Origin of the sequence: Metamycoplasma auris 15026, assembly GCF_000367765.1 — a bacterium.
Lineage (GTDB): Bacteria > Bacillota_I > Bacilli_A > Mycoplasmatales > Metamycoplasmataceae > Metamycoplasma > Metamycoplasma auris_A.
Map to the genome: position 1 here is coordinate 1 of NZ_AORI01000010.1, position 20,183 is coordinate 20,183.

Below are 20,183 nucleotides of genomic sequence, written 5' to 3' on the forward strand. Positions count from 1 at the left end.
AATTTTTTATTTTTATCTTTCTTATTTCAAATAAACACCAAAAAAGGTCTTTGAAATTCAATCTTTTTGATACAATAACAAAGAATAAAAATTAATAAGTCAATAAAATTAAGAAGGGATTTATAATGAAACGTCAATCAATTTTATTGAATAATGAAACAATTAGTTATCTTGCTGATGATGAGATATTAGAAAAAGTAGTTTTATTTGTCCATGGCTTTGGGGATAATGCTAAAAGAGCTCTGCATCTTTTTAATATTAAAGAACGCAATTATTCTCTAGTTGCAATTGATCTGCCAGGATGTGGTCAATCAACAAACAACAATCCTCTTTCAATTGAATATTATTGTGAGATACTTGATTTATTTATTAAAAAGATTTTGCCAAACAAAAAAATCTACTTGTTAAGTCATTCGTTAGGTATATTACCAGCTATTTTTGTTGCTAAAAATAATCCTAACATCAAACATATTTTTGGTATTACACCACTGCTACCACTTAATTTAGATACAAATAAAATCAATGAAATTAAGTCATATTTACTTCCAAACGATCCAGAGCAATTTTATATTTCACAACTACAGTTATTTAGTGACATTGAAAATGGTTGACTTTTAAAAAAAGAAACGAAAGATTTAATTCTTAGAACTAGCTTAGAATTTCTCAAACAAAGAAAAGAAATGTTTGGCAATATTGTAAACCAAATTTTTCATTCAAACATTGTTAAAGAAATGTTTGATTCATTTTTTACATGCAATTCTAATTTAAGTGTTGTTATAACTAAAAATGATAATTATATTGACTATAATAAAGCCATTGATGTAATTAATTCTTATAATATTAAACATTATGAACTGAATGCATATGGTCATGCCATGTTTTATAATGGTAGTTTGGATATCAATAAAATTATTGATAAGCATATTAGAAAAGAAAGAAATTAAACGTCGTTACAAGTTTAATTTAACCCTTAAAATTTAAAAGAAGTATTGGAAATAAGTTACTTATTTCCTATTTTTATATCTTTCTTGATATAAAAATTAATTTTCTTTTAGTTTCTAATCCTAAATTGCAAAAAAAAAAAAAAAGGACTAATATAAAAATATAAATACACACAAACTAAGATAGAAATCTTATTAATAGCATTGGGGAAAATAAAAAAATGGCAAAACTAATCTGAGCAATCGCCGCAGCTACAACAGTTGCGCTTTCAACTACTGCAGTTGTAGCATATGACACAATTAAAAACAAAAATAATAGTAGCAACAAAGCAAATAATGAAGCAAAAGAAAACAAAGTACTAAAAGAAAAAATCTCTAAAATTGAAAAAGAAATGGTGAAGTCTAAATATGCATATGCATACAAGGCTTTATTAAATAATAAATTAAATTCTGAATTAAAAATTAGCAAAGATAAATTAAATGAATTAACCAATTCTCTTGCAAAATTAACAAAAGATGAAGAAAAACTAAAATCTGAAATTACTGAATTAAAGAAAGATAAAGAAAAAAATAGTGCAGAATTAGAAAGCAAAATTAACGAATTAGAAAGCATCAATAAAGAAAAAATAGAAGCTATAAGAAAACTTGACAATTTAACCAAAACTAATTCCCAATTAGAAGATGAAGTTAACAAATTAATTTTAGAATTAGAAGAAGCTAGTGATTCAGAAGAAGCAATGGAAACTTACTTAGATGCATATAAGTTAACATATAATAAACTTAATAAGAAATACGTTGAACTATTAAATGAAATAAATGGAAAAAACGATGCTGTTGCAAGAACACTAGAAGAGTTAAATAAGGTAACTGATGAATTAACAAATTTAAAGAGTGTTAACCAAAACAAACAGCTAATCGCTGAAATTGAAGCATTGAGACAACAATTAAATAATACTGATTCAAGAAAGAAAATAACTGATGTAATTAACCCTCGTGATGGAAAATACTCAATGAAGATTGACAAGAATAATAGAACCTATAGTAACATAATAAATAAATTCTTAGAAGAAAAAAAGGAGCTTAAGGATACATATAAATTAGACGTTAAAAATATTTATGTTTCAAATTTAACTGAAAAATCAGCAACTATTGATATCATTGGAAGTCAATTAATAACTGGTCGTTTGATTGTTGAATTTACTGAATAAGCTTTCTTAGGAAATTCAAAAAATACTTCTACTTTAATTCATGGGAGTATTTTTTTAACTAAAATAAAAAACAAACTTACTAAGTATAAGCTTGTTTAAATCTAAAATAGCGTAGGTTCATTTTTATTTAATAACAAAGCAATTTCTTCTTTGTAAGGAGGCTTGTCATTGATATAAGGAGTTTCTAAAATAATTGGAATATTATCAAAGTCAGGATCATAAACAAATTTCTTTAGAGTTTCTAGTCCTATATAACCTTGCCCGATATTTGCATGACGGTCTTTTTTTGCATTAAGTTCATTTTTTGAATCATTTAAATGAATTACTTTGATGTATTTTAAGAAACCTTTTTCTTTTAAATATGTTTTAAATGAAGAGTAATTTTTAATGTTATAACCAGCATCTCAAATATGGCATGTATCTAAACAAATACATAAGCGACTAGGGTCAACTGCTTCAATAATTTCCTTAAGAATTTCAAAATTATTGCAGTAATTTGAGCCATTTCCAGCCATTGTTTCTAAGGCAATGTTAACGTCTTTAGTTTGGTCTAGAATACTTTTTAGGGAAGCTATTAATGTGTTTTTTGCTTCTTCAATGGTAAATGTTGTATGTGAACCTGGGTGTAGTACTAGATATTTAGCACCAATATAATTCATTCTTTTTATTTCAGCAACTAAAAAATCAATAGCAAATTGGCTTTTTTCTGGATTTGAAGGATTAACAATATAAGGAGCATGGACAATTATATCTTGAGCTGCTATATGCTTTGCATAAAGGTTTTTATATTGTTCTAAATGGTAATTTTCTTTAGGAATACGCTGTGTAGTTTGCGGAGCTCCTAAATAAATCATCATACAATTAGCATTATTTTCAAGAGAAATCGCTGCAGCATTTTCTAAATACGAAGGTTTTACAAAAGAAACATGACTTCCTAGTTTTATCATTACTATTCTTCCTTAAATACCTAAATTTTAGTCAAGATCATAACTTTCGTTAATGAAGAATTCTTTTAATTTCTTACGTTTTTGGGGATGTTTTAATTTGCGAAGTACCTTTGTTTCAATTTGACGTACTTTTTCTTTGGAAATACCTAGTTCTTTAGATAGTTCATCTAGTGAATGTGGACGATATGAAATACCATTGATATCAGATACTCCGTATCTTTTACGAATTAAAAGTCTATCTGATTCATCAGGTAATGAATTAATCATTTCATTCAAAATGACACTTAATTCTTGTTGGGATGTGTAATTTGTTGGACTTGTTACACTTTCATCCTTAACAAAATCTGAAAAACTTGAATTTTCTTCTTTTCCTATGTTTTTATCTAGTGAAATTGGGTTGATATTGATTTTTCTTATGTAGCGTACTTTTTCAGCAGTGAAATCACCACCGAATTTTTTAGCAATCTCTTCATCTGTTGGCGGATAATCTAGTTCTTGTTGTAATTCTCTTTCAATTTTTAGAACTTTATTGATAGTTTCTACCATGTGTACTGGTACTCTAACAGTACGCGCTTGGTCAGCAACGGCTCGAGTAATTGCTTGTCTTATTCATCAAGTCGCATAAGTAGAAAATTTAAAGCCAGTTTTATAGTCATATTTGGAAACTGCTTTCATAATTCCAGCATTACCTTCAGAAATTAAATCAATAAAACTAAGACCTCTGTTTTTGTATTTTTTGGCATTATTAATTACTAATCTAAGATTTCTTTTAACTAATAAGTCGCGGGCTTTTTTAAACTTATACATATTGCCAGCTTGTTTAGCATTTTCCATTTTTTCAGCTAATTCTTTTTCTTCTTTAGCAGTTAAAAGCTTGCCATATTTTCCAATTCAGCGCATGTATCATTTAACAATGTCATTAGTTTCAGTTAGTCTATTTGAGAGGTTGCTGTGTTCCATATTTCTTTTAAGACTACCAATTTGAATATCTTCAGAATTATAGTTTTTTAGAAGTTTAGAAGCTTTTTCTTCATCTTGGTTTTTCTTAGATCATGAAGAGTCACTAAATTCATCATAGTCATCTAAGTCATAACTATCATAATCTTCTTCTTCATCATAGTCACTGTGGTTAATATTATTCGAAATAAATTCCACATCTTCATCATATACTTCGTAGTCTTTTTTTTGACTGTGTCCTAAAGATGGATCATCAAATTCAATTTCTTCAGCGCCACTTTCACTTTCATCAAAGATCTCTTCATCATTATCTTCACTATCTTCTTCGCTATCAATTGCTTTCAAGGCTTCTTCATCAAGTTTGAAATCATCATCAAAACCTAAGATATCATCATTATCCCCTTCGTCAACACTATTAGAAATGATTTTTTTCTTAAGAAGTTTTGCTAATAAAAGATCTGATTCTTCTTCATCAACATAAAGTTTCTTTTTATCAATCAAATCAAAAACCTCTTCTTGCGAAAAAGATTTTTTATTTGGGTTTTTCTTTTGAAGTTTTTTAATTTCTTGTTCAATGATTTTGACTGTGTAATCAATTGATTTTTCCAAATCTTTATTTTCCATTTTTTATATTCTCCTTAAGAAATAAATTTCTTTTTATTTTTATTTTTTAAACTACGCATTTCCTGATATTTTTTATAAAAATGATCTTTATCATTCATTTGTTTGTCAAAAAGACTATCTTGGTTGTAATTTTGTAATTCTTTAGCTATTTCAAGGAATTCTTGATACAAAGATATTTCATCTTTATTTTCTAAATTAGAAATATCATTCTCTAAAAAACTAACAATTTCTTTGGGGCTGCTGATATCATTTTGACTTTTTTTATCCAAAGCATAATCAACTAATTTTTTAAGTTTTTTATTTTCATCATCAAAAGATATATATTTAAAATCTCTAAAAAATTCTTTGTTAAAAAAATCTTGGGATAAAGAAGTAACAATGATATAAAAATCAATCAAGGTTTTATGATATACTGAAATTTTATTTTTTAGCTCTTGTTTAATCAGAGTTCCTTTTTTTTGCATTTTACTTGCAAAGGATTCAATTTCATATTGATCAAACTTTGGCTCATTAAATTGTGCATTTGAATTTTTTTTAGGATCAAAAGTTGCATAAAAATCTAAATTAGCTTGTGATTTCTTTATTTTTTTAAGAAGTGAATAAAACAAATCTTTTGATAGGATATTTGCTTTTTGCATTCTTTCTTGCAAGGCAATTATTCAGTTTTCATACAAATATGAAACATATTCAAATAAAGTTTCATAAGCATTTAGTTTATTTATTTCGTTAGCTTCTTTATTAAAAATTTCATTAAAAGCATTATAAAGAAATTCAATAATATCAATCTTGATATTTGTTATTTTTTTAAGACTTAAGCCATTATCAAGATTATATAGTTCATCTGGGTCTTTATTTAGATTATTATTAATAAATGAAACATTTAAGTTATATTTTTTTAGATTTTGTAAAATCATTTTTAGATTCTTAAATGTAGCATTTTTTCCAGCTTCATCATTATCAAACAAAAGAATAATATTTTTGTTACTTAATTCTTTTAGATGATTGATAGAAAAAGAAGTTCCCATTAAAGCAACGACGTTTTTAATGCCAATTTTATATAAAGCAATGCAATCAAATTGTCCTTCAACCAAATAAACTTCATTTGTTTCATTGATTGCTTCTTGGGCATGAAAATAATTAAACATTACTTCATTTTTTTTAAAAACGATTGTTTCAGCACTATTTAGATATTTTGGTGTTTGTAAGTCACTAATATCTCTTCCTGAAAAAGCAACGATATTGCCATATTTATCATGAATTGGAAAAATTAGGCGGTCATTAAAAAAGTTTTTATTACCATAGTTAGAAAGTAGCGAGGAATTATAGATAGCAAAATCATCAATATTTTCTTCTTTTAATTTGTCATAGATAAGTTTATTTGAATTAGCATAACCTAATTCAAATTCCTTAATAATTTCCTCACTTAAGTTTCTTTTTTTTAGATATGCTTCGATTGCTGCATTTTTTTCAAAAATAAGTTGGTATCGAAAAAAATTATTGGCAGTGGACATAGCATCAAGAATTTTTTGTTGCTCAGATGTAATAGTTGTTTGCAAAAAGAAATTATCAAAGTTTGAGATATCTAGATTTTCTTTTTTAGCTAGAAACTTAAGAGCTTCAATTGAATTTAGATTTTCTTTAAATTCAATAAACTTAATGACATTTCCTGACTTACCACAGCCAAAGCATTTAAAAAATTGCTTTTCGCCACTAACAATAAACGAAGGTGTTTTTTCAGAATGAAAAGGACAATTTGCCTTGTAGTTTTTTCCTTGTTTGTTAAGGGATACATATTGTCCTATAATATTAACAATATCGCATTTAGAAATAATAAAATCTCAAATATTTTCTTTTGACATTTAAACCTTGACTTTCTTTTTTATATATTTCTAAAGTAGTTTTCAATTTCATTTATGGAAATTGTTTCTTGCTTCATTGTGTCACGATTTCTTATTGTAATCGTATTATTAATTGGACTATCAAAATCAACTGTTATGCAATAAGGCGTTCCAATTGCATCTTGACGACGGTAACGTTTGCCAATTGAGCCGCTTTCATCATAAGTAACTCTTAAATTGGTATGCATTAATAAATTATTATAAATTTCTTTAGCTTCATTTGCTTGTTTTTTTGTAAGCGGAAGAATAGCTAGTTCATAAGGGGCAATTTTTTTATTTAATTTAAGAATGATTCTTTCTTCATCATTTTCAAGTTTTTCAATCTCATATGCATCAATTAATAATGCAAAAAGTAATCGATCTAGCCCAATTGATGGTTCAATTGCAAATGGAATTATTTTGCTGCCATCTTCTTTGAGATATTCAAGAGATTGATTTGAGAATTTCATATGTTGTTCTAAATCAAAAGAGCCACGATTAGCAATCCCAAGAAGTTCCCCTCAGCCAAAAGGAAATAGATATTCAATATCAAGGGTGCCTTTTGAATAATGACTTAATTCTTCTTTGCTGTGTTCTCTTAGTCTTATGTTATTTTCTTTTAGTCCTAAGAATAAAACAAATTCTTTAGCTTTCTTAATTCAGTATCGATAAAAATAGTCACTATCTTTTTCTTCACAAAAAAACTCAAGTTCCATCTGCTCAAATTCACGGGTTCTAAAAATGAAATCTCTCGGAGTTATTTCATTGCGAAAACTCTTTCCAATTTGGCCAATTCCAAAAGGTAATTTGGCTCTTGAACTACGACTTAAATTTTTGAAGTTAACAAAGATACCTTGGGCTGTTTCAGGTCTTAAAAAGGTTTCTGATGCAGCATTATCAATAGCTCCCATTTGGGTTTTAAACATTAAATTAAAAGGTCTTATATTTCCCCAATTTGTTTCAATGCCATCATATTTTTTAACTTTTTCTTTGATTATTTGTTCAAGTTGTTCAAGACTATATTTTTCAATTTCCATTTCAGGATATAAATCCTTAAGAATATGGTCAGCACGGTATCTTTTATTGTTGTTTTTATTTTCAATCAAGTAATCTGAAAAATTATCAAGATGGCCGCTAGCTTTTCAAACTGATCTATTCATAATAATTTTGGAATCAATCAAAAAGTTTTTTTCTTTTCTTATAAATTCATTGATTCAAAAACTCTTAATTTGATTTAGCATTGCAACTGCTAGAGGGCCATAATCTCAAGTATTAACAACTCCGCCATAAATTTCTGAGTTTTGGTATACAAAGCCTTGGTTTTTTAAATGCGCAATGACATTTTGAATATCTTTTTCTAAATTATTATCCACGAAATACACTCCAGAAGCTTTTATTATTAGAATTAATAATAAATTGTACCAAAAATAAAAAATTAAGAAGCGCTTTGTTAAGAAAAAATTATCTTTGTTTTTTAAGGCTTAAAAAGTTTGATTTTCAATAACTAACTTTGAGTTATTCAAGTTATTTAAATCCTTACATTTGTTATAATATTTTTATGCTAAATTTTATACAAAAAAGATTCCAAAAATCAATTGATAAGATTAATAAAAAGCTTTCGATTAATGAAGAAGATATTCTTGAAATCTTAAGAGAAGTGAAGCTTGCTTTATTAGAAGCTGACGTTAATTTAGAAGTTGTAAAACTTTTTGTTAAACAAGTTAAAGAAAAAGCTCTAAATAGCCAAATTATAGGGAAACTAAATCAACAACAAACAGTTTTAAAAATCTTTAAAGATGAATTAACGGCAATTCTTGGCAATAATACAATTGAAATTAAGCCCAAAGGATATCCAACTAAGATTATGATGGTTGGACTACAGGGTTCAGGAAAAACAACAACTTCAGCTAAATTAGCTTTTTATTTTCGCAAAAAAGGTATCTTCAAAAAACCTTTATTAGTAGGGGATGATATTTATCGTCCAGCTGCAAGAGATCAACTAGACCAACTTGCCAAACAAAATCAAATTGATTTCTTTACAAAAAAAGAAAATGATGCACTTTTAATTGCAACTGAAGCAATTAAAAAAGCTGAAGAATTTAAAAATGATTTAGTTATTATTGATACAGCCGGACGACTTGCGATTGATGAAAATTTAATGGACGAACTTAAAGAAATCAAACGTTATACAAAGCCAGATTATATCTTTTTAGTTGTTGATGCAATGAGTGGACAAGATGTAATTAATAGTGCCAAAAAATTCCATGAGCAGCTTAATTTAAGTGGCACAATTATTACTAAATTAGACTCAGATGCAAGAGGGGGAGCTGCCTTAAGTATCAGCCATCTTCTAAAATTAAATATTGCTTTTATTGGGATTAGTGAAAAAATTACTGGACTTGAAGTATTCCATCCTGATAGAATGGCAGACCGGATTTTAGGTATGGGCGATGTTTTATCATTGATTGAAAAAGCTTCGGAAGAAGTTGATGAAAAAATGATGAAAAAAATCGGCTATAAAATGATTAGTGGAAAATTTGATTTAAATGACCTTATGAATTCTTTAGCCCAAATTAAAAAATTAGGCAAAATGAAATCCATTCTTAAATTAATTCCTGGCATGGCTGATAAAATTAGTGACGAAAAAATAGATGAAGCTGAAAATAAATTTAAAATCTATACTTATTTAATTAATTCCATGACTGAAGGCGAAAAGAAAAATCCGAAACTTCTAAAAAATGCCTCAAGAAAAGAACGCATTATTAAAGGTTCTGGTAGAAGTGCTAGAGAATATAATTTATTGCTAAATGATTTTGAGCGTATGTCAAAACAAATGAAAGAAATGGCAGCTAATCCGCAACTAAAAAATGGCATTTTAAATAGCTAAAAAAACAATTTTAAAAGTTGACTTGCAATAAGTCAACTTTTTTAGATTTTATATTTTTTTATTATTTTTCTTATGATAAAAAGATTTTTAAGAATTTGGAAGCCTAAAATTAGATATTTATTAATTGAAATAAAATTTGTTCATTTAAGTATTTTTTTCTTATTTTCCTTACTTAAAAAAATTAAATCATATAAAGAAATATCCTTAATGCGATCTAGTAATTTAAGACCTAAGTTATTTAGGTATTTTGGATTGCTTTTTAGTATATTTAAAATGTTAGTAATCGCATTTTTTAGTTGCTTGTAATCTTTGGATTCAATTTCAAGTCGTAATAAATCACTAATTGAATTACTAAAGAAATCAATTGATTCTTGAATTTTGGTTTCTTCTGTTAATTCAACAAGGATTTTATCTAGTAAAAGTAAGATATTGTATTTATTTTTAATAATGAAATTAGCTCAAAGCTCATCAAAGTTTTTTAGTGTTATATATATATTTGCATAATTAATTAAAGACTCAAGAAAAAAAGTCACAAAGTCTTTAAATGAATTGAGACTTAATACATAATTAATAATATTTTTAAACTTATTATTTCCTTTGAAATTAAAGAAATAATTTAATAGATCGCTATTTAAACTTTCTTTAATAAATAGCTGAATAATATGATTAATTTCATTTTTTGCTTCAGTTATTAGTTGCGAGTTAAAAAAGTATTTTAAAACATCATAAACTAAATATTGGTTGTGTCTTAGAATACTAATTAATTCAGCTAAAATGATGCTATGATGCAAATTGAAATTGGAATTTAGTTGTCTTTTAAAAATAGATTGCTCTAAGATATATAAGATATTATCAAGCTTTTGGTTTTTTAGAAAAATTAAAATTACTTGTTTAGCGCGCTGTTCATTAGTAGTAAATTCAATGACACTTTGAATGAATTTGTATCTATCCTTAACAATGCCAAATTTATCAGTAATGAATTTTTTAACTAAATCAAATAAAAGAAAACCATAGTATCTTAAAAATAAAGTTAAAAAATCCGAAACTCTTATTTTGTAGTTTAAATATGTGTGATACTTGTTTTCGTTTGCACTCATTAAATAAATATTTTCATTCTTATTGTTACCATAAACAAACTTAAACAAAGCTTCTGTGTCAATTTTTTTTACTAAAGGAATATAGTTGCTAAAATTATTTGTTCAATATTCTTTGTTTGTAATATATTTATCTAAAAAAATGCCATTTTTTATTTGTTCATTGAATGAATCTTTGGATAGAAATAACTTGCTATATATATCCATACCAATTTTTTTGTAGCCTTTTTCAGAAGGAAAAAAAGAAAAAATATTTTCAAATAGATATTTATAGTTTTCATTTCAATAAGCAAAATCATCAATATCAATAAAATCAATAGCACTTTTATTTGCTACTAATTCCATGATTGAATTTAAACTTCTTTTAATATATTCATATAAATCAAAAGACTTAATTTGGTTTTCATTGATATATGAATTAATTGCATGTTTTAAATTAAAAAGTAACTGTGGGTAATTAGTTATAAAGATTTTTGCTTTGTTATTAAGTGTCTTAATTGATTTAATTAAAGAAATTAATTTCAAAGAAATTTCTTCTTTAATTTTTTCAATATCTTCTTTAATTTCAACAATACTATGCCCTCGTTTTTCTTTGGATAATTTGTTTAAGGCAAGAATTTTTTTAAATGGCAATTTATTAAAAAAATCAAAAAAACCAGCTGTAATCGAAATCAGATTTGCTTCCTTGATTTTATTTGTTAAAAAGCCAAAATCATTATTTTTGATATTTCAATCATTTAAAAAACTTGAAAAAAAGTTTTTAAAAGGATTGGAAGCAAACCAGTCAATTGCTTGAATTAAATCAATAATCTTGCCGTTTTTTAAAATTTCTTTTTTGTTATTTGTGTATATTGCTTGCAAGAAATCAAGATTTCCAATTGCAAAAGAAAAATTATAAAAACTCTCTAATTCTAAGTGTTTATTGTTAGCAATTAAGGAAGCAAGGGTAGTTGGATAATCAAGTCCATTAATTTTTTGATTTTTATTTAGATATCCATTTGTAGGAAAGCCAATTTTAGAATTATAGCCAGCAGCAAAAGCATCACCTAAGGCTATGTATCTGATTTTTGATTTATTTATTTCTTCCATAATTCTTCACTTTCTTCAAATACATCATAAATAACATTATTTAAATTTTGAAAATAATTAATTAATAGATTAATACCTCTTTTAATGTCATATTGGCCATTTTTAATAAGTAAGTTATTTACCTCGCTAAATTTGTTGATATTAAAAAAGATATCTTCTTCTAAAAATGCCTTATCTAAATTAATATCTTGCAATTTATTAGGATAGTATTTAGAAACTAAACGATATAGTTCAACTATTAATTCATTAAGATCGATTGATTCTTTTCTAATGGAGCCCACGATTGCTAATTTAGCACCAATTTCATTGCTTTTAATTTTAGGCATAAGCAGCCCTGGTGTATCTAGAAGCATATAATTTTTGCAATTAATTCATTGCTCCGAACGAGTAATGCCAGGAATGGCACCAACTTTTGTGGATTTTGATTTTGCCATAGTATTAATTAGAGTGGATTTGCCGACGTTTGGAATACCTAAAACAACACATTTTAAAGGTGGGCTTAATTTTCCCTTAGATTCATTTTTAGCTTTAAGTTTTAGATATTCTTGATTGATAGCAGAGTCAATTTTTTTGTATGCAGCTGGATTTTTTAGGTTAGTTATTATAACTTGACCTCTTTTTTCATATTCCTTAATGAAAGGTTTTAATTTTGATAAATCGCCCTTATCTGATTTATTAAGAACAAATAAAATTGGTTTATTGTTAATGATTTTAAAGATTTCTTCATTGAATGAGCTACGTGGAATTCTTGCATCCATTACAACAATGAATAAATCAAAAATCTTTTGTTTTTCTTGAAGCAACTTAAATTGCTTTGCCATATGCCCAGGGAATCAATGAATCATTTTTATATCCTTAATTTTTTAATCTTTTTTTAGAATAAAATCCTTACCTTTTTGTACTTCATATAAAGAAAGGTTAGCAAAATCATTTTGTCTTAAAATTTCATATAAAACAATTGCTACTGAGTTAGCTAAATTTAAACTACGGCAATTGGGGTTCATAGGAATTCGTAGACAATTTTCAATCTTGTTTTGCATAATTCTTTTAGGAATGCCTGTACTTTCGGTTCCAAACATTACCCAAATTTCTTTTTCATTTTCTAAGATTTCTTTGTAATTGAGATCTGCGTAATTTTTTAAGCCATAACGAGTAATATAAAAAATATTTTTATTGGGATATTTTTTAATAAATTCATCATAATTTGCATGAATTTCATGTTGAATTTCACTTAAAAAATGTCCTGCAGCCTTTCTTTTTAATCAGTGTGGATGCAAATCAAAAGCAATTGGTTTAATGATATGTAGTTTTGCATTTCCAGCAAAAGAAGTGCGAATGATATTAGCTGTATTTGGACTTATTTCAGGTTGGTATAAAATAATATTAATCATATTATAGAATTTTACTATACATCATTAAAATGAAGTTTTATAAGTTAAAAAAAGATATCAAAAGAATAAAGAAAAATGGATTAGTGAAGGTAATCTAAAAAATAAGTGTGTATTAGACTAAGTGATTTCTTTTTTCTACCACTTATCTACCATAGAGTGGTCGAATAGTGGTAGAAAGATGGTTGAATAGAGGCCTAAAATACCTTATTATCTCCTTTTTTCTACCACATAAGTAAAAAAAAGTGGTAGAAAGGTGGTAGAATATTTTTAACTACTACTAATAATAATGGAGAGATAATAGCAAATGGTTAATTTTAAATATAATGGTGAAACAACAACGAATGAATATAAGCTTACGTTTGACAAAAAAAATCCAGATAATTTATTACATACTGTTAGCGCTTTTGCAAACACAAAAGGTGGGAAAATATTTATTGGTATAGATGATAATCATCAAGTAGTAGGTTTAAAAAATCCCCAAATCATTTTAGAAGATATTAGCGAAGCTATTAAAACAAAAATTGATCCTAATCCTGAGTTTTATTGTGAAATAGAAGAACATAATGGTTTGAAATTTATTATTTTAACAATTAAAGATGGTAATGAAACACCATATCGTTATTTAACTAAAAAAGGTGATGCTACATATATAAGATATGGAAATCAAAGCATTAAAGCAAATGCAAACGAACTAAGAAATCTATTTTTTAGAGGCTCAAAACAGTCATTTGGCACATTAAAAACAGAAATTAATTGAAAAGAAGCAAATTTTAGAAGTTTAAATGCAAAATTAAGTGAAATTGGCTTTCAGGCAAAAACAGCTATTCAATTAATTTCCCTTGATTTAGTAAAAGATGATTTTTTAACAAATGCTGGAGCTTTAATAGCAGATAATGGTTTCATAAAATCTTCAAAAGTGTATGCAACTAGGTGAAATGGTAATAATAAAACAAATTCTCAGTTTTTAAGTCTTAATACAAAAGAATTTACTGGAAGTTTAATAGATATTTTTAAAGAAACTGAGGATTTTATAAATAACTATAATTTGGTTATTTGAAAAAAAACTAATGAAAAAAGAATTGAATATCCTAATTATCCATTTTTAGCAATTAGAGAAGCACTTGTTAATGCTTTGATTCATCGGGATTATGCAATGGAAGGTTCACAAATTGATGTTGACATTTATGATGATAGAATTGAAATAACTTCCCCTGGAGGAATGGTGGATGGAAGTAATATCCAAGAGACTTCTGCATGATTAGTTGTTTCAAGAAGAAGAAATGAAACTTTAGCGAATATTTTTTGAAGAATTAATTATATGGAAAAACGTGGCAGTGGATTAAACAAAATTATTGAGTTATACGCAAGTCAACCTAATTATTCCAATAATTTAAAACCAATTTTTATGTCAAATGAACAATTATTTAAAGTTGTTTTATGAAATTTAAATTATAAAAAAGATGATCTTGCTCTATCTGATAGCATGAGTACTTTTAAAAATAATATAGATATAGAAACTAAAAGAATAGATTTACAAAATAAAGATGATGCTTCACAAAATCAAAGCATTTTGGATTATATAAAAAGCGTTTCGAACTTTAAAAGGAAAGATATAGAAAAGGTTGCTAATGTCAAAAGAACAAGAGCAAATCAAATAATAAATAACCTATTAGAAGAAAATAAAATCATTAAAGAAAATGTAGGTAGATCTACTATATATAAAGTTAATAAATAAGTGTTAGCTATTACGAAGTTATATTTAAAAAAAATATAAAATTAAATAGACTTATTAAAGCCTTATGAGGTTTATTTTATGAAGGAATTCAACGAAAAAACAAGAGTACAAGTTCCAGCTATGGTTCATCTTTTGAGATTGGGATATAAATATTACGGAAAGATTGACAAATCAAAAGCATACGAAATTTATGATCCAAATACAAATATTCTATTAGATGTATTTAAAAGACAATTTATGTTCCTTAACCCTAATTTTAATAAAAATGATTTTGATAATTTATTATCTGAAATTACAGATAAATTAAGAAATGATGATCTTGGTAGAAGTTTTTATTATGATTGTTTATTATCAAGTACTAAAAAACTAATAGATTTTGATAATCCAGAAAATAATGTATTTAACTTTACAGCTGAATTTAGTTGTGTAAACGGCAATGAAGAGTTTAGACCAGATATTACACTTTTCATAAACGGTTTGCCTTTAGTTCTTATTGAAGTCAAGAAACCCAATAATCAAAACACATTAGTTGAAGAACAAAAAAGAATGTTAGGCAGAAGAATGACTAATAAAAAATTTAGAAAATTTTTAAACATGACTCAACTAATGATATTTTCTAACAATATGGAATATAAAGCTGAAGATGGTATAAGACCTACTCAGGGATCTTTTTATAGCACAATTTCAGAAAAAGATTGTTTTTTTAATTCCTTTAACGAGGAACTAGTCAATGGTGATGAATTTGGTTTTTATAAAAATTTTGAATATAAAGATATTGATGAAATACAAGAAAAACAAATACTAAAAGATTTAAATTGTTTAGAAATAAAAGATGATATAGAATACCAAACTAATATAAATCGGTTAACACCACTTAATAGAATTATTACTTCTTTGTGCAGCAAGCAAAGACTGCTTGATATATTAAAATATGGTATTGTTTTTTTAAATCAATTTAGAGAAGAAAATAATATGCCTATTACTATAAAGCAAAAACACATTATTCGATATCCTCAATTATTTGCTCTTTTTGCATTAAGAAATAAATTAGACCAAGGAATAAAATCTGGAACCATATGACATGTTCAAGGGTCAGGTAAGACTGCATTATCATATTTCATAACAAAATTTTTGACAGATTATTATTCGAAACGTAATATTATTCCAAAATTTTATTTTATTGTTGATAGATTAGATTTATCAGAGCAAGCCACAAGAGAATTTGAGGCTAGGGGATTAAAAGTCAATAAAATAAATAGTAAACATGAATTCAAAGAACATTTTAAAAAACAAAGTTCAATTGAAAATAATGAAGGAAAATTGGAAATTACAGTTGTTAATATTCAAAAGTTTGATTTAGAAAAAGAAGACGACAATATTTTAAAATATGACTTAAATTCTCAAAGAATTTTTATTGTAGATGAAGCTCATAGAAGTTATAAACCCGAAGGAACATTTCTTGGTAATTTATTAAATATTGATCGTGATGCTATTAAAATAGCCCTAACAGGTACACCACTACTTAAAAAAGATAAAGAAACCTGAAAGATATTTGGTGAATACATTCACACATATTATTATGATAAGTCTATAGAAGATGGATATACTCTAAAAATATTTAGAGATGAAATTGAAACATCTTTCAAACTAGAATTAAGTAAAATCCATGATAATATGAAGCTTAAAGACAAATCAGTAAAAATCGAGCATATTGTTGAACATTCTAATTATGTTAAAAAATTTGTTGAATATATAATTAATGATTTCAAAAAATTTAGAGTAAATAATGACGATGAAACATTAGGTGGTATGATAGTTTGCAAAACATCAAAGCAGGCTAAAGCAATTTATTATTGTTTTAATGAAATACAAGATAAATTAAATAAAGAAATTGACGACCAGAATATGCAAACTAATTATAAAGTTGGTTTAGTACTTTATGATGAAAGTAAGGAAGATATAGCAAATGTCATAAATGATTTTAAATACAATTTTAAAATCGATATATTAATAGTTTTTAATATGTTATTAACTGGTTTTGATTCTCCTAGATTAAAAAAATTATATTTAGCTAGAGAAATGAATAATCAAACATTATTACAAGCAATAACTAGAGTTAATAGACCTTACAAACATTATCAATATGGATTTATCGTTGATTTTGCAGATATAAAAAGTAATTTTGAAAAAACAAACGAAAAATACATAAAAGAATTAAATAGTTACGACATTAATGATTCTGAAAGTCTAATAAGAACTAATTTCTATGACGATATCATGCAAAAAAAAGAAAATCTAGTAAAAGAAATAAAAGAAATTGAAAATATAATGTTTCCTTATCCAAAAAATAATTTAGAAGAATTTAGCAGAGCAATAACTAGAGTAAATAATAAACGAGTTTTATTTGAATTAAAAAATGCCTTAGTTAGATTACAAGAAATATCCAATATAGCAGCGTTTTTAGATGATCCTAAACTAAAAGAACTATTATCAATTTTTATAGAACCTAAAAAAGCTAGATGTATGAAAAATGAAGTTGAAAATAGAATAAATTTTGTTAATACTCAAGAGCAATTCAAAGATGAATTTGCAAACGAAATAGAAATAAATAGTATTTTATCCGATGTTGTTTATAGTTTTAAAATGGTTGACCAGAAAATACTAGATATTATTTCTGAAAATGAAAACTCTAGTATAAATAATTCCGCTTCCTTGCTTATTAAAAAATTTACCGAATATAAATATCCAGATTCATTTGAATTTAAAAAAATATGACAACAGGTTATAGAAAAGATTAATGCTTTGAGGATAAAACCTATAAGTGATATAAAAGAGTATAGTGAAGCAATTATTTTTTTTAAAAATAAATCAGATAGTCTTGAATCGTTGGAATATAAGGATAATTTATTAGAGAAGAAATATAACAATGATGTTACTTGAGTAAAAATACATAAAATAATCTCTTCAAATAGTAAATCAAATAAAGATAGTAATTCTAATATAATTCAAATATGACCTATCAAGAATGAAAATACTATATTTGAATGCTTGAACCATATAAAAAGTAAATTAGAAGAAAGAAGAAAAAATAACAATACATTTGTTGATAATGAAAGTGTAGTTATAAAGGCAATATCAAACTATGCAAAGGATTTTATTTCAAAAAATAACAACAAAAGGATAACTGAAAAAGAAAAGCAATGAATTAAAAAAGCATCTAATTTAATTGCTTTGGAATATATAGATGCATACAGAACTTAGAATGGTGAAAACATGATTACTAAATTAGAACAACAAACAAAAAACCTTATAGATTCTCTTAAAGCAGTTTGTCATTCTTATGGTTTGTCGAATGGTGGGGATGAATACAAAATTATTACTCAAACATTTCTTTATAAATTTTTGAATGATAAATTCTACTATGATGTTAAAAATAGTCCATATATAGATGAAGAATTAAAGCAAAAAAATAAATGAGTAGAAAATTACAGGCAAATGGATGAGCAAGAGGTAGAAAATTTTATAGATGATATAAGTAATGAATATCTTTTTGCATTTAACCCTGAACATTTGATTTCTGTTTTATGAGAAAAGCAAAATTTAAACAATTTTGGTGAAATTTTTGATGACACAATGAAAGAACTATCCGAACTTAATGAAAAAATATATATTACAGAAACAACTGAAGGAACACAAGTTAATCTTTTTGGTCCAATAATTAGTGAAAATATTTCAGATGTTAATAAGCGTTCGGATTTTGCAAGAGCATTAATAAATAAACTAGTTGATTTTTCTTTTGAAGATGCTTTCGGCCAATCGTATGATTTTTTCTCTACTATTTTTGAATATCTTATAAAAGACTACAACACAAATGGTGGTGGGAGCTATGCAGAGTATTACACTCCGCAATCAATAGCTAAAATTATTTCTGAATTATTAGTTGACGGTGATAAAACTCTAAAAAATGTTTCGTGTTATGACCCATCTGCTGGAACTGGTACTCTTGTTATATCACTATCTCATCTAATAGGTGAAGATAAATCTTCAATTTTTACACAAGATATTTCTCAAAAAAGCAGCACTATGCTTAAGATGAATTTGATTCTAAATAATCTTGTATCTTCGCTAAGAAATATTATTGTTGGAAATACTCTTACAAATCCATTCCATAAATCAAAAAATGGTGATTTAATGACGTTTGATTTTGTTGTTTCAAATCCACCGTTTAAAATGGATTTTGCAGATACTAGAGACACTTTAGAAGCAATGAAATCTAGATTTTGAGCAGGTGTTCCGAATATTCCTAAGCAAAAAAAAACATCTATGTCAATTTATACTCTATTTATTCAACACGTTATTAACTCAATTAAACCAAATAGTGGTAAGGGCGCTATAGTAGTTCCAACTGGTTTTATTACTGCAAAATCAGGAATAGAACAAAAAATACTAGAAAGAATTGTTAAAGACAAATTAGTTTATGGTTGTATAAGCATGCCATCGAATGTATTTGCGAATACTGGAACTAATGTATCTGTATTATTTTTTGATAAGTCCAAAAAATACGAAAAAGTTATACTAATAGATGCATCAAAATTGGGTGAAAAATACAAAGATGGAACTCAACAAAGAACTAGATTAACAGACAAAGATATTGAACATATAATTAGCACTTTTAGAGAAAAAAAAGAAGTAGATAGCTTTTCAAAACTTGTTAGTTATGATGAAATATCAGAAAAAAATAATTCCTTATCTGCTGGTCAATATTTTGATATAAAAATTGATTATGTTGACATTACTGAAGAAGAATTCGAAAGCCAAATGAATGAATATAGAAAAGAACTCAAACAACTCTTTGATGAATCTAATGAATTACAAAGTGAAATATTAGAACAATTAGGTAAATTAAAATATGGAAAAAGTTAAATTAAATGATGTGCTTAGTGAAGTAATAGATTTTTCAAGTAAAGCAACTTATAGTGGAAGAAATAAAGCTTCGTTAAGTAGAAATATTCCAACCTTGAGTGCGCTATCTGTATTTCAAAATTATATAGATTATTCGAAATGCTATTATGTCTCTTTAGAAGAATACTTAAAGATGACTACAAAAAGAACACCTAAAATAGGTGATATTTTAATAACAAAAGAAGCACCTGTTGGTAGAGTCGCTATGCTTGATAGAAATAATATTGCAATTGGTAGAAGATTGTGACTATTAACAGGTAAGGAAAACGTAATTGATAATTACTATCTTTTATATTTTTTGCAATGAGATAAAACTCAAAGATTATTAAGAAGCATTTCAGGTGGAAGCACAGTTAAATCCATAAATTTAAACACTTTTAGAAATCTTGAATTAGAGATACATCCATATAATGAACAAGTTAAAATAGGTAATTTATTGAACTTAATTAACAAAAAAATATTGCTAAATAA

14 protein-coding genes are annotated in these 20,183 nt (G+C 26.0%); 7 read left to right on the top strand and 7 right to left on the bottom strand.

Translation table 4 applies throughout. The features are described 5' to 3' along the window. The first annotated feature begins 125 nt into the window (after nt 1–125). Both MAU_RS01765 and MAU_RS01770 read left to right on the top strand, forming a co-directional pair. Nucleotides 126–944 (top strand): alpha/beta fold hydrolase, encoded by an 819-nt coding sequence (locus MAU_RS01765; RefSeq protein WP_004424506.1) that lies wholly within the window; start codon nt 126–128, stop codon nt 942–944. Between the two features lie 218 nt (nt 945–1,162). After that, the gene (locus MAU_RS01770) at nt 1,163–2,149 is read left to right on the top strand and encodes a hypothetical protein (protein WP_004424507.1); all 987 of its coding nucleotides are present in this window, start codon (nt 1,163–1,165) and stop codon (nt 2,147–2,149) included. Between the two features lie 101 nt (nt 2,150–2,250). Here MAU_RS01770 and MAU_RS01775 read toward each other — a convergent pair whose 3' ends face one another. The 4 genes from MAU_RS01775 to MAU_RS01790 are packed head-to-tail and all read right to left on the bottom strand — an operon-like array spanning nt 2,251 to nt 7,927. Next, complete coding sequence (locus MAU_RS01775; RefSeq protein WP_004424511.1) at nt 2,251–3,096, bottom strand: deoxyribonuclease IV; 846 nt, start codon at nt 3,094–3,096, stop codon at nt 2,251–2,253. Between the two features lie 27 nt (nt 3,097–3,123). Next, nucleotides 3,124–4,677, bottom strand: a complete 1,554-nt coding sequence (locus MAU_RS01780) for an RNA polymerase sigma factor (protein WP_004424514.1) — start codon at nt 4,675–4,677, stop codon at nt 3,124–3,126. 14 nt (nt 4,678–4,691) lie between these two features. Beyond that, the gene (gene dnaG, locus MAU_RS01785; RefSeq protein WP_004424517.1) at nt 4,692–6,536 is read right to left on the bottom strand and encodes a DNA primase; all 1,845 of its coding nucleotides are present in this window, start codon (nt 6,534–6,536) and stop codon (nt 4,692–4,694) included. 20 nt (nt 6,537–6,556) lie between these two features. Continuing rightward, on the bottom strand, nt 6,557–7,927 hold the full coding sequence (locus MAU_RS01790) for a glycine--tRNA ligase (protein WP_040543928.1): 1,371 nt from the start codon (nt 7,925–7,927) through the stop codon (nt 6,557–6,559). A gap of 185 nt (nt 7,928–8,112) precedes the next feature. Here MAU_RS01790 and ffh point away from each other — a divergent pair, with 185 nt between their 5' ends. After that, the gene (gene ffh, locus MAU_RS01795) at nt 8,113–9,441 is read left to right on the top strand and encodes a signal recognition particle protein (protein ID WP_004424522.1); all 1,329 of its coding nucleotides are present in this window, start codon (nt 8,113–8,115) and stop codon (nt 9,439–9,441) included. Nucleotides 9,442–9,482: 41 nt separating this feature from the next. Here the strand turns inward: ffh and MAU_RS01800 are convergent, their stop codons facing one another. From MAU_RS01800 to MAU_RS01810, 3 genes are read right to left on the bottom strand one after another with little or no spacing between them, the layout of a single operon-like run. Further along, nucleotides 9,483–11,624, bottom strand: a complete 2,142-nt coding sequence (locus MAU_RS01800) for a hypothetical protein (protein WP_004424524.1) — start codon at nt 11,622–11,624, stop codon at nt 9,483–9,485. Then, the gene (gene ylqF, locus MAU_RS01805; protein ID WP_004424525.1) at nt 11,612–12,469 is read right to left on the bottom strand and encodes a ribosome biogenesis GTPase YlqF; all 858 of its coding nucleotides are present in this window, start codon (nt 12,467–12,469) and stop codon (nt 11,612–11,614) included. The genes MAU_RS01800 and ylqF overlap by 13 nt, the downstream gene beginning before the upstream one ends. Nucleotides 12,470–12,487: 18 nt before the next feature. After that, nucleotides 12,488–13,015, bottom strand: a complete 528-nt coding sequence (locus tag MAU_RS01810) for a tRNA (cytidine(34)-2'-O)-methyltransferase (RefSeq protein ID WP_004424528.1) — start codon at nt 13,013–13,015, stop codon at nt 12,488–12,490. A gap of 304 nt (nt 13,016–13,319) precedes the next feature. Here MAU_RS01810 and MAU_RS01815 point away from each other — a divergent pair, with 304 nt between their 5' ends. The 4 genes from MAU_RS01815 to MAU_RS01830 form a co-directional block, all read left to right on the top strand. Next, nucleotides 13,320–14,750, top strand: a complete 1,431-nt coding sequence (locus MAU_RS01815; RefSeq protein WP_004424530.1) for an RNA-binding domain-containing protein — start codon at nt 13,320–13,322, stop codon at nt 14,748–14,750. Between the two features lie 78 nt (nt 14,751–14,828). Beyond that, nucleotides 14,829–18,011 carry an HsdR family type I site-specific deoxyribonuclease gene (locus MAU_RS01820; RefSeq protein ID WP_004424533.1) on the top strand — a complete coding sequence of 1,061 codons (3,183 nt, stop codon included), beginning with the start codon at nt 14,829–14,831 and terminating at the stop codon, nt 18,009–18,011. A 12-nt stretch (nt 18,012–18,023) separates the two neighbouring features. Continuing rightward, on the top strand, nt 18,024–19,673 hold the full coding sequence (locus MAU_RS01825; protein ID WP_004424535.1) for an N-6 DNA methylase: 1,650 nt from the start codon (nt 18,024–18,026) through the stop codon (nt 19,671–19,673). Then, nucleotides 19,660–20,183: restriction endonuclease subunit S (locus MAU_RS01830; RefSeq protein ID WP_040543930.1), on the top strand; the 524-nt coding region annotated here is incomplete at its 3' end. The genes MAU_RS01825 and MAU_RS01830, both read left to right, overlap by 14 nt.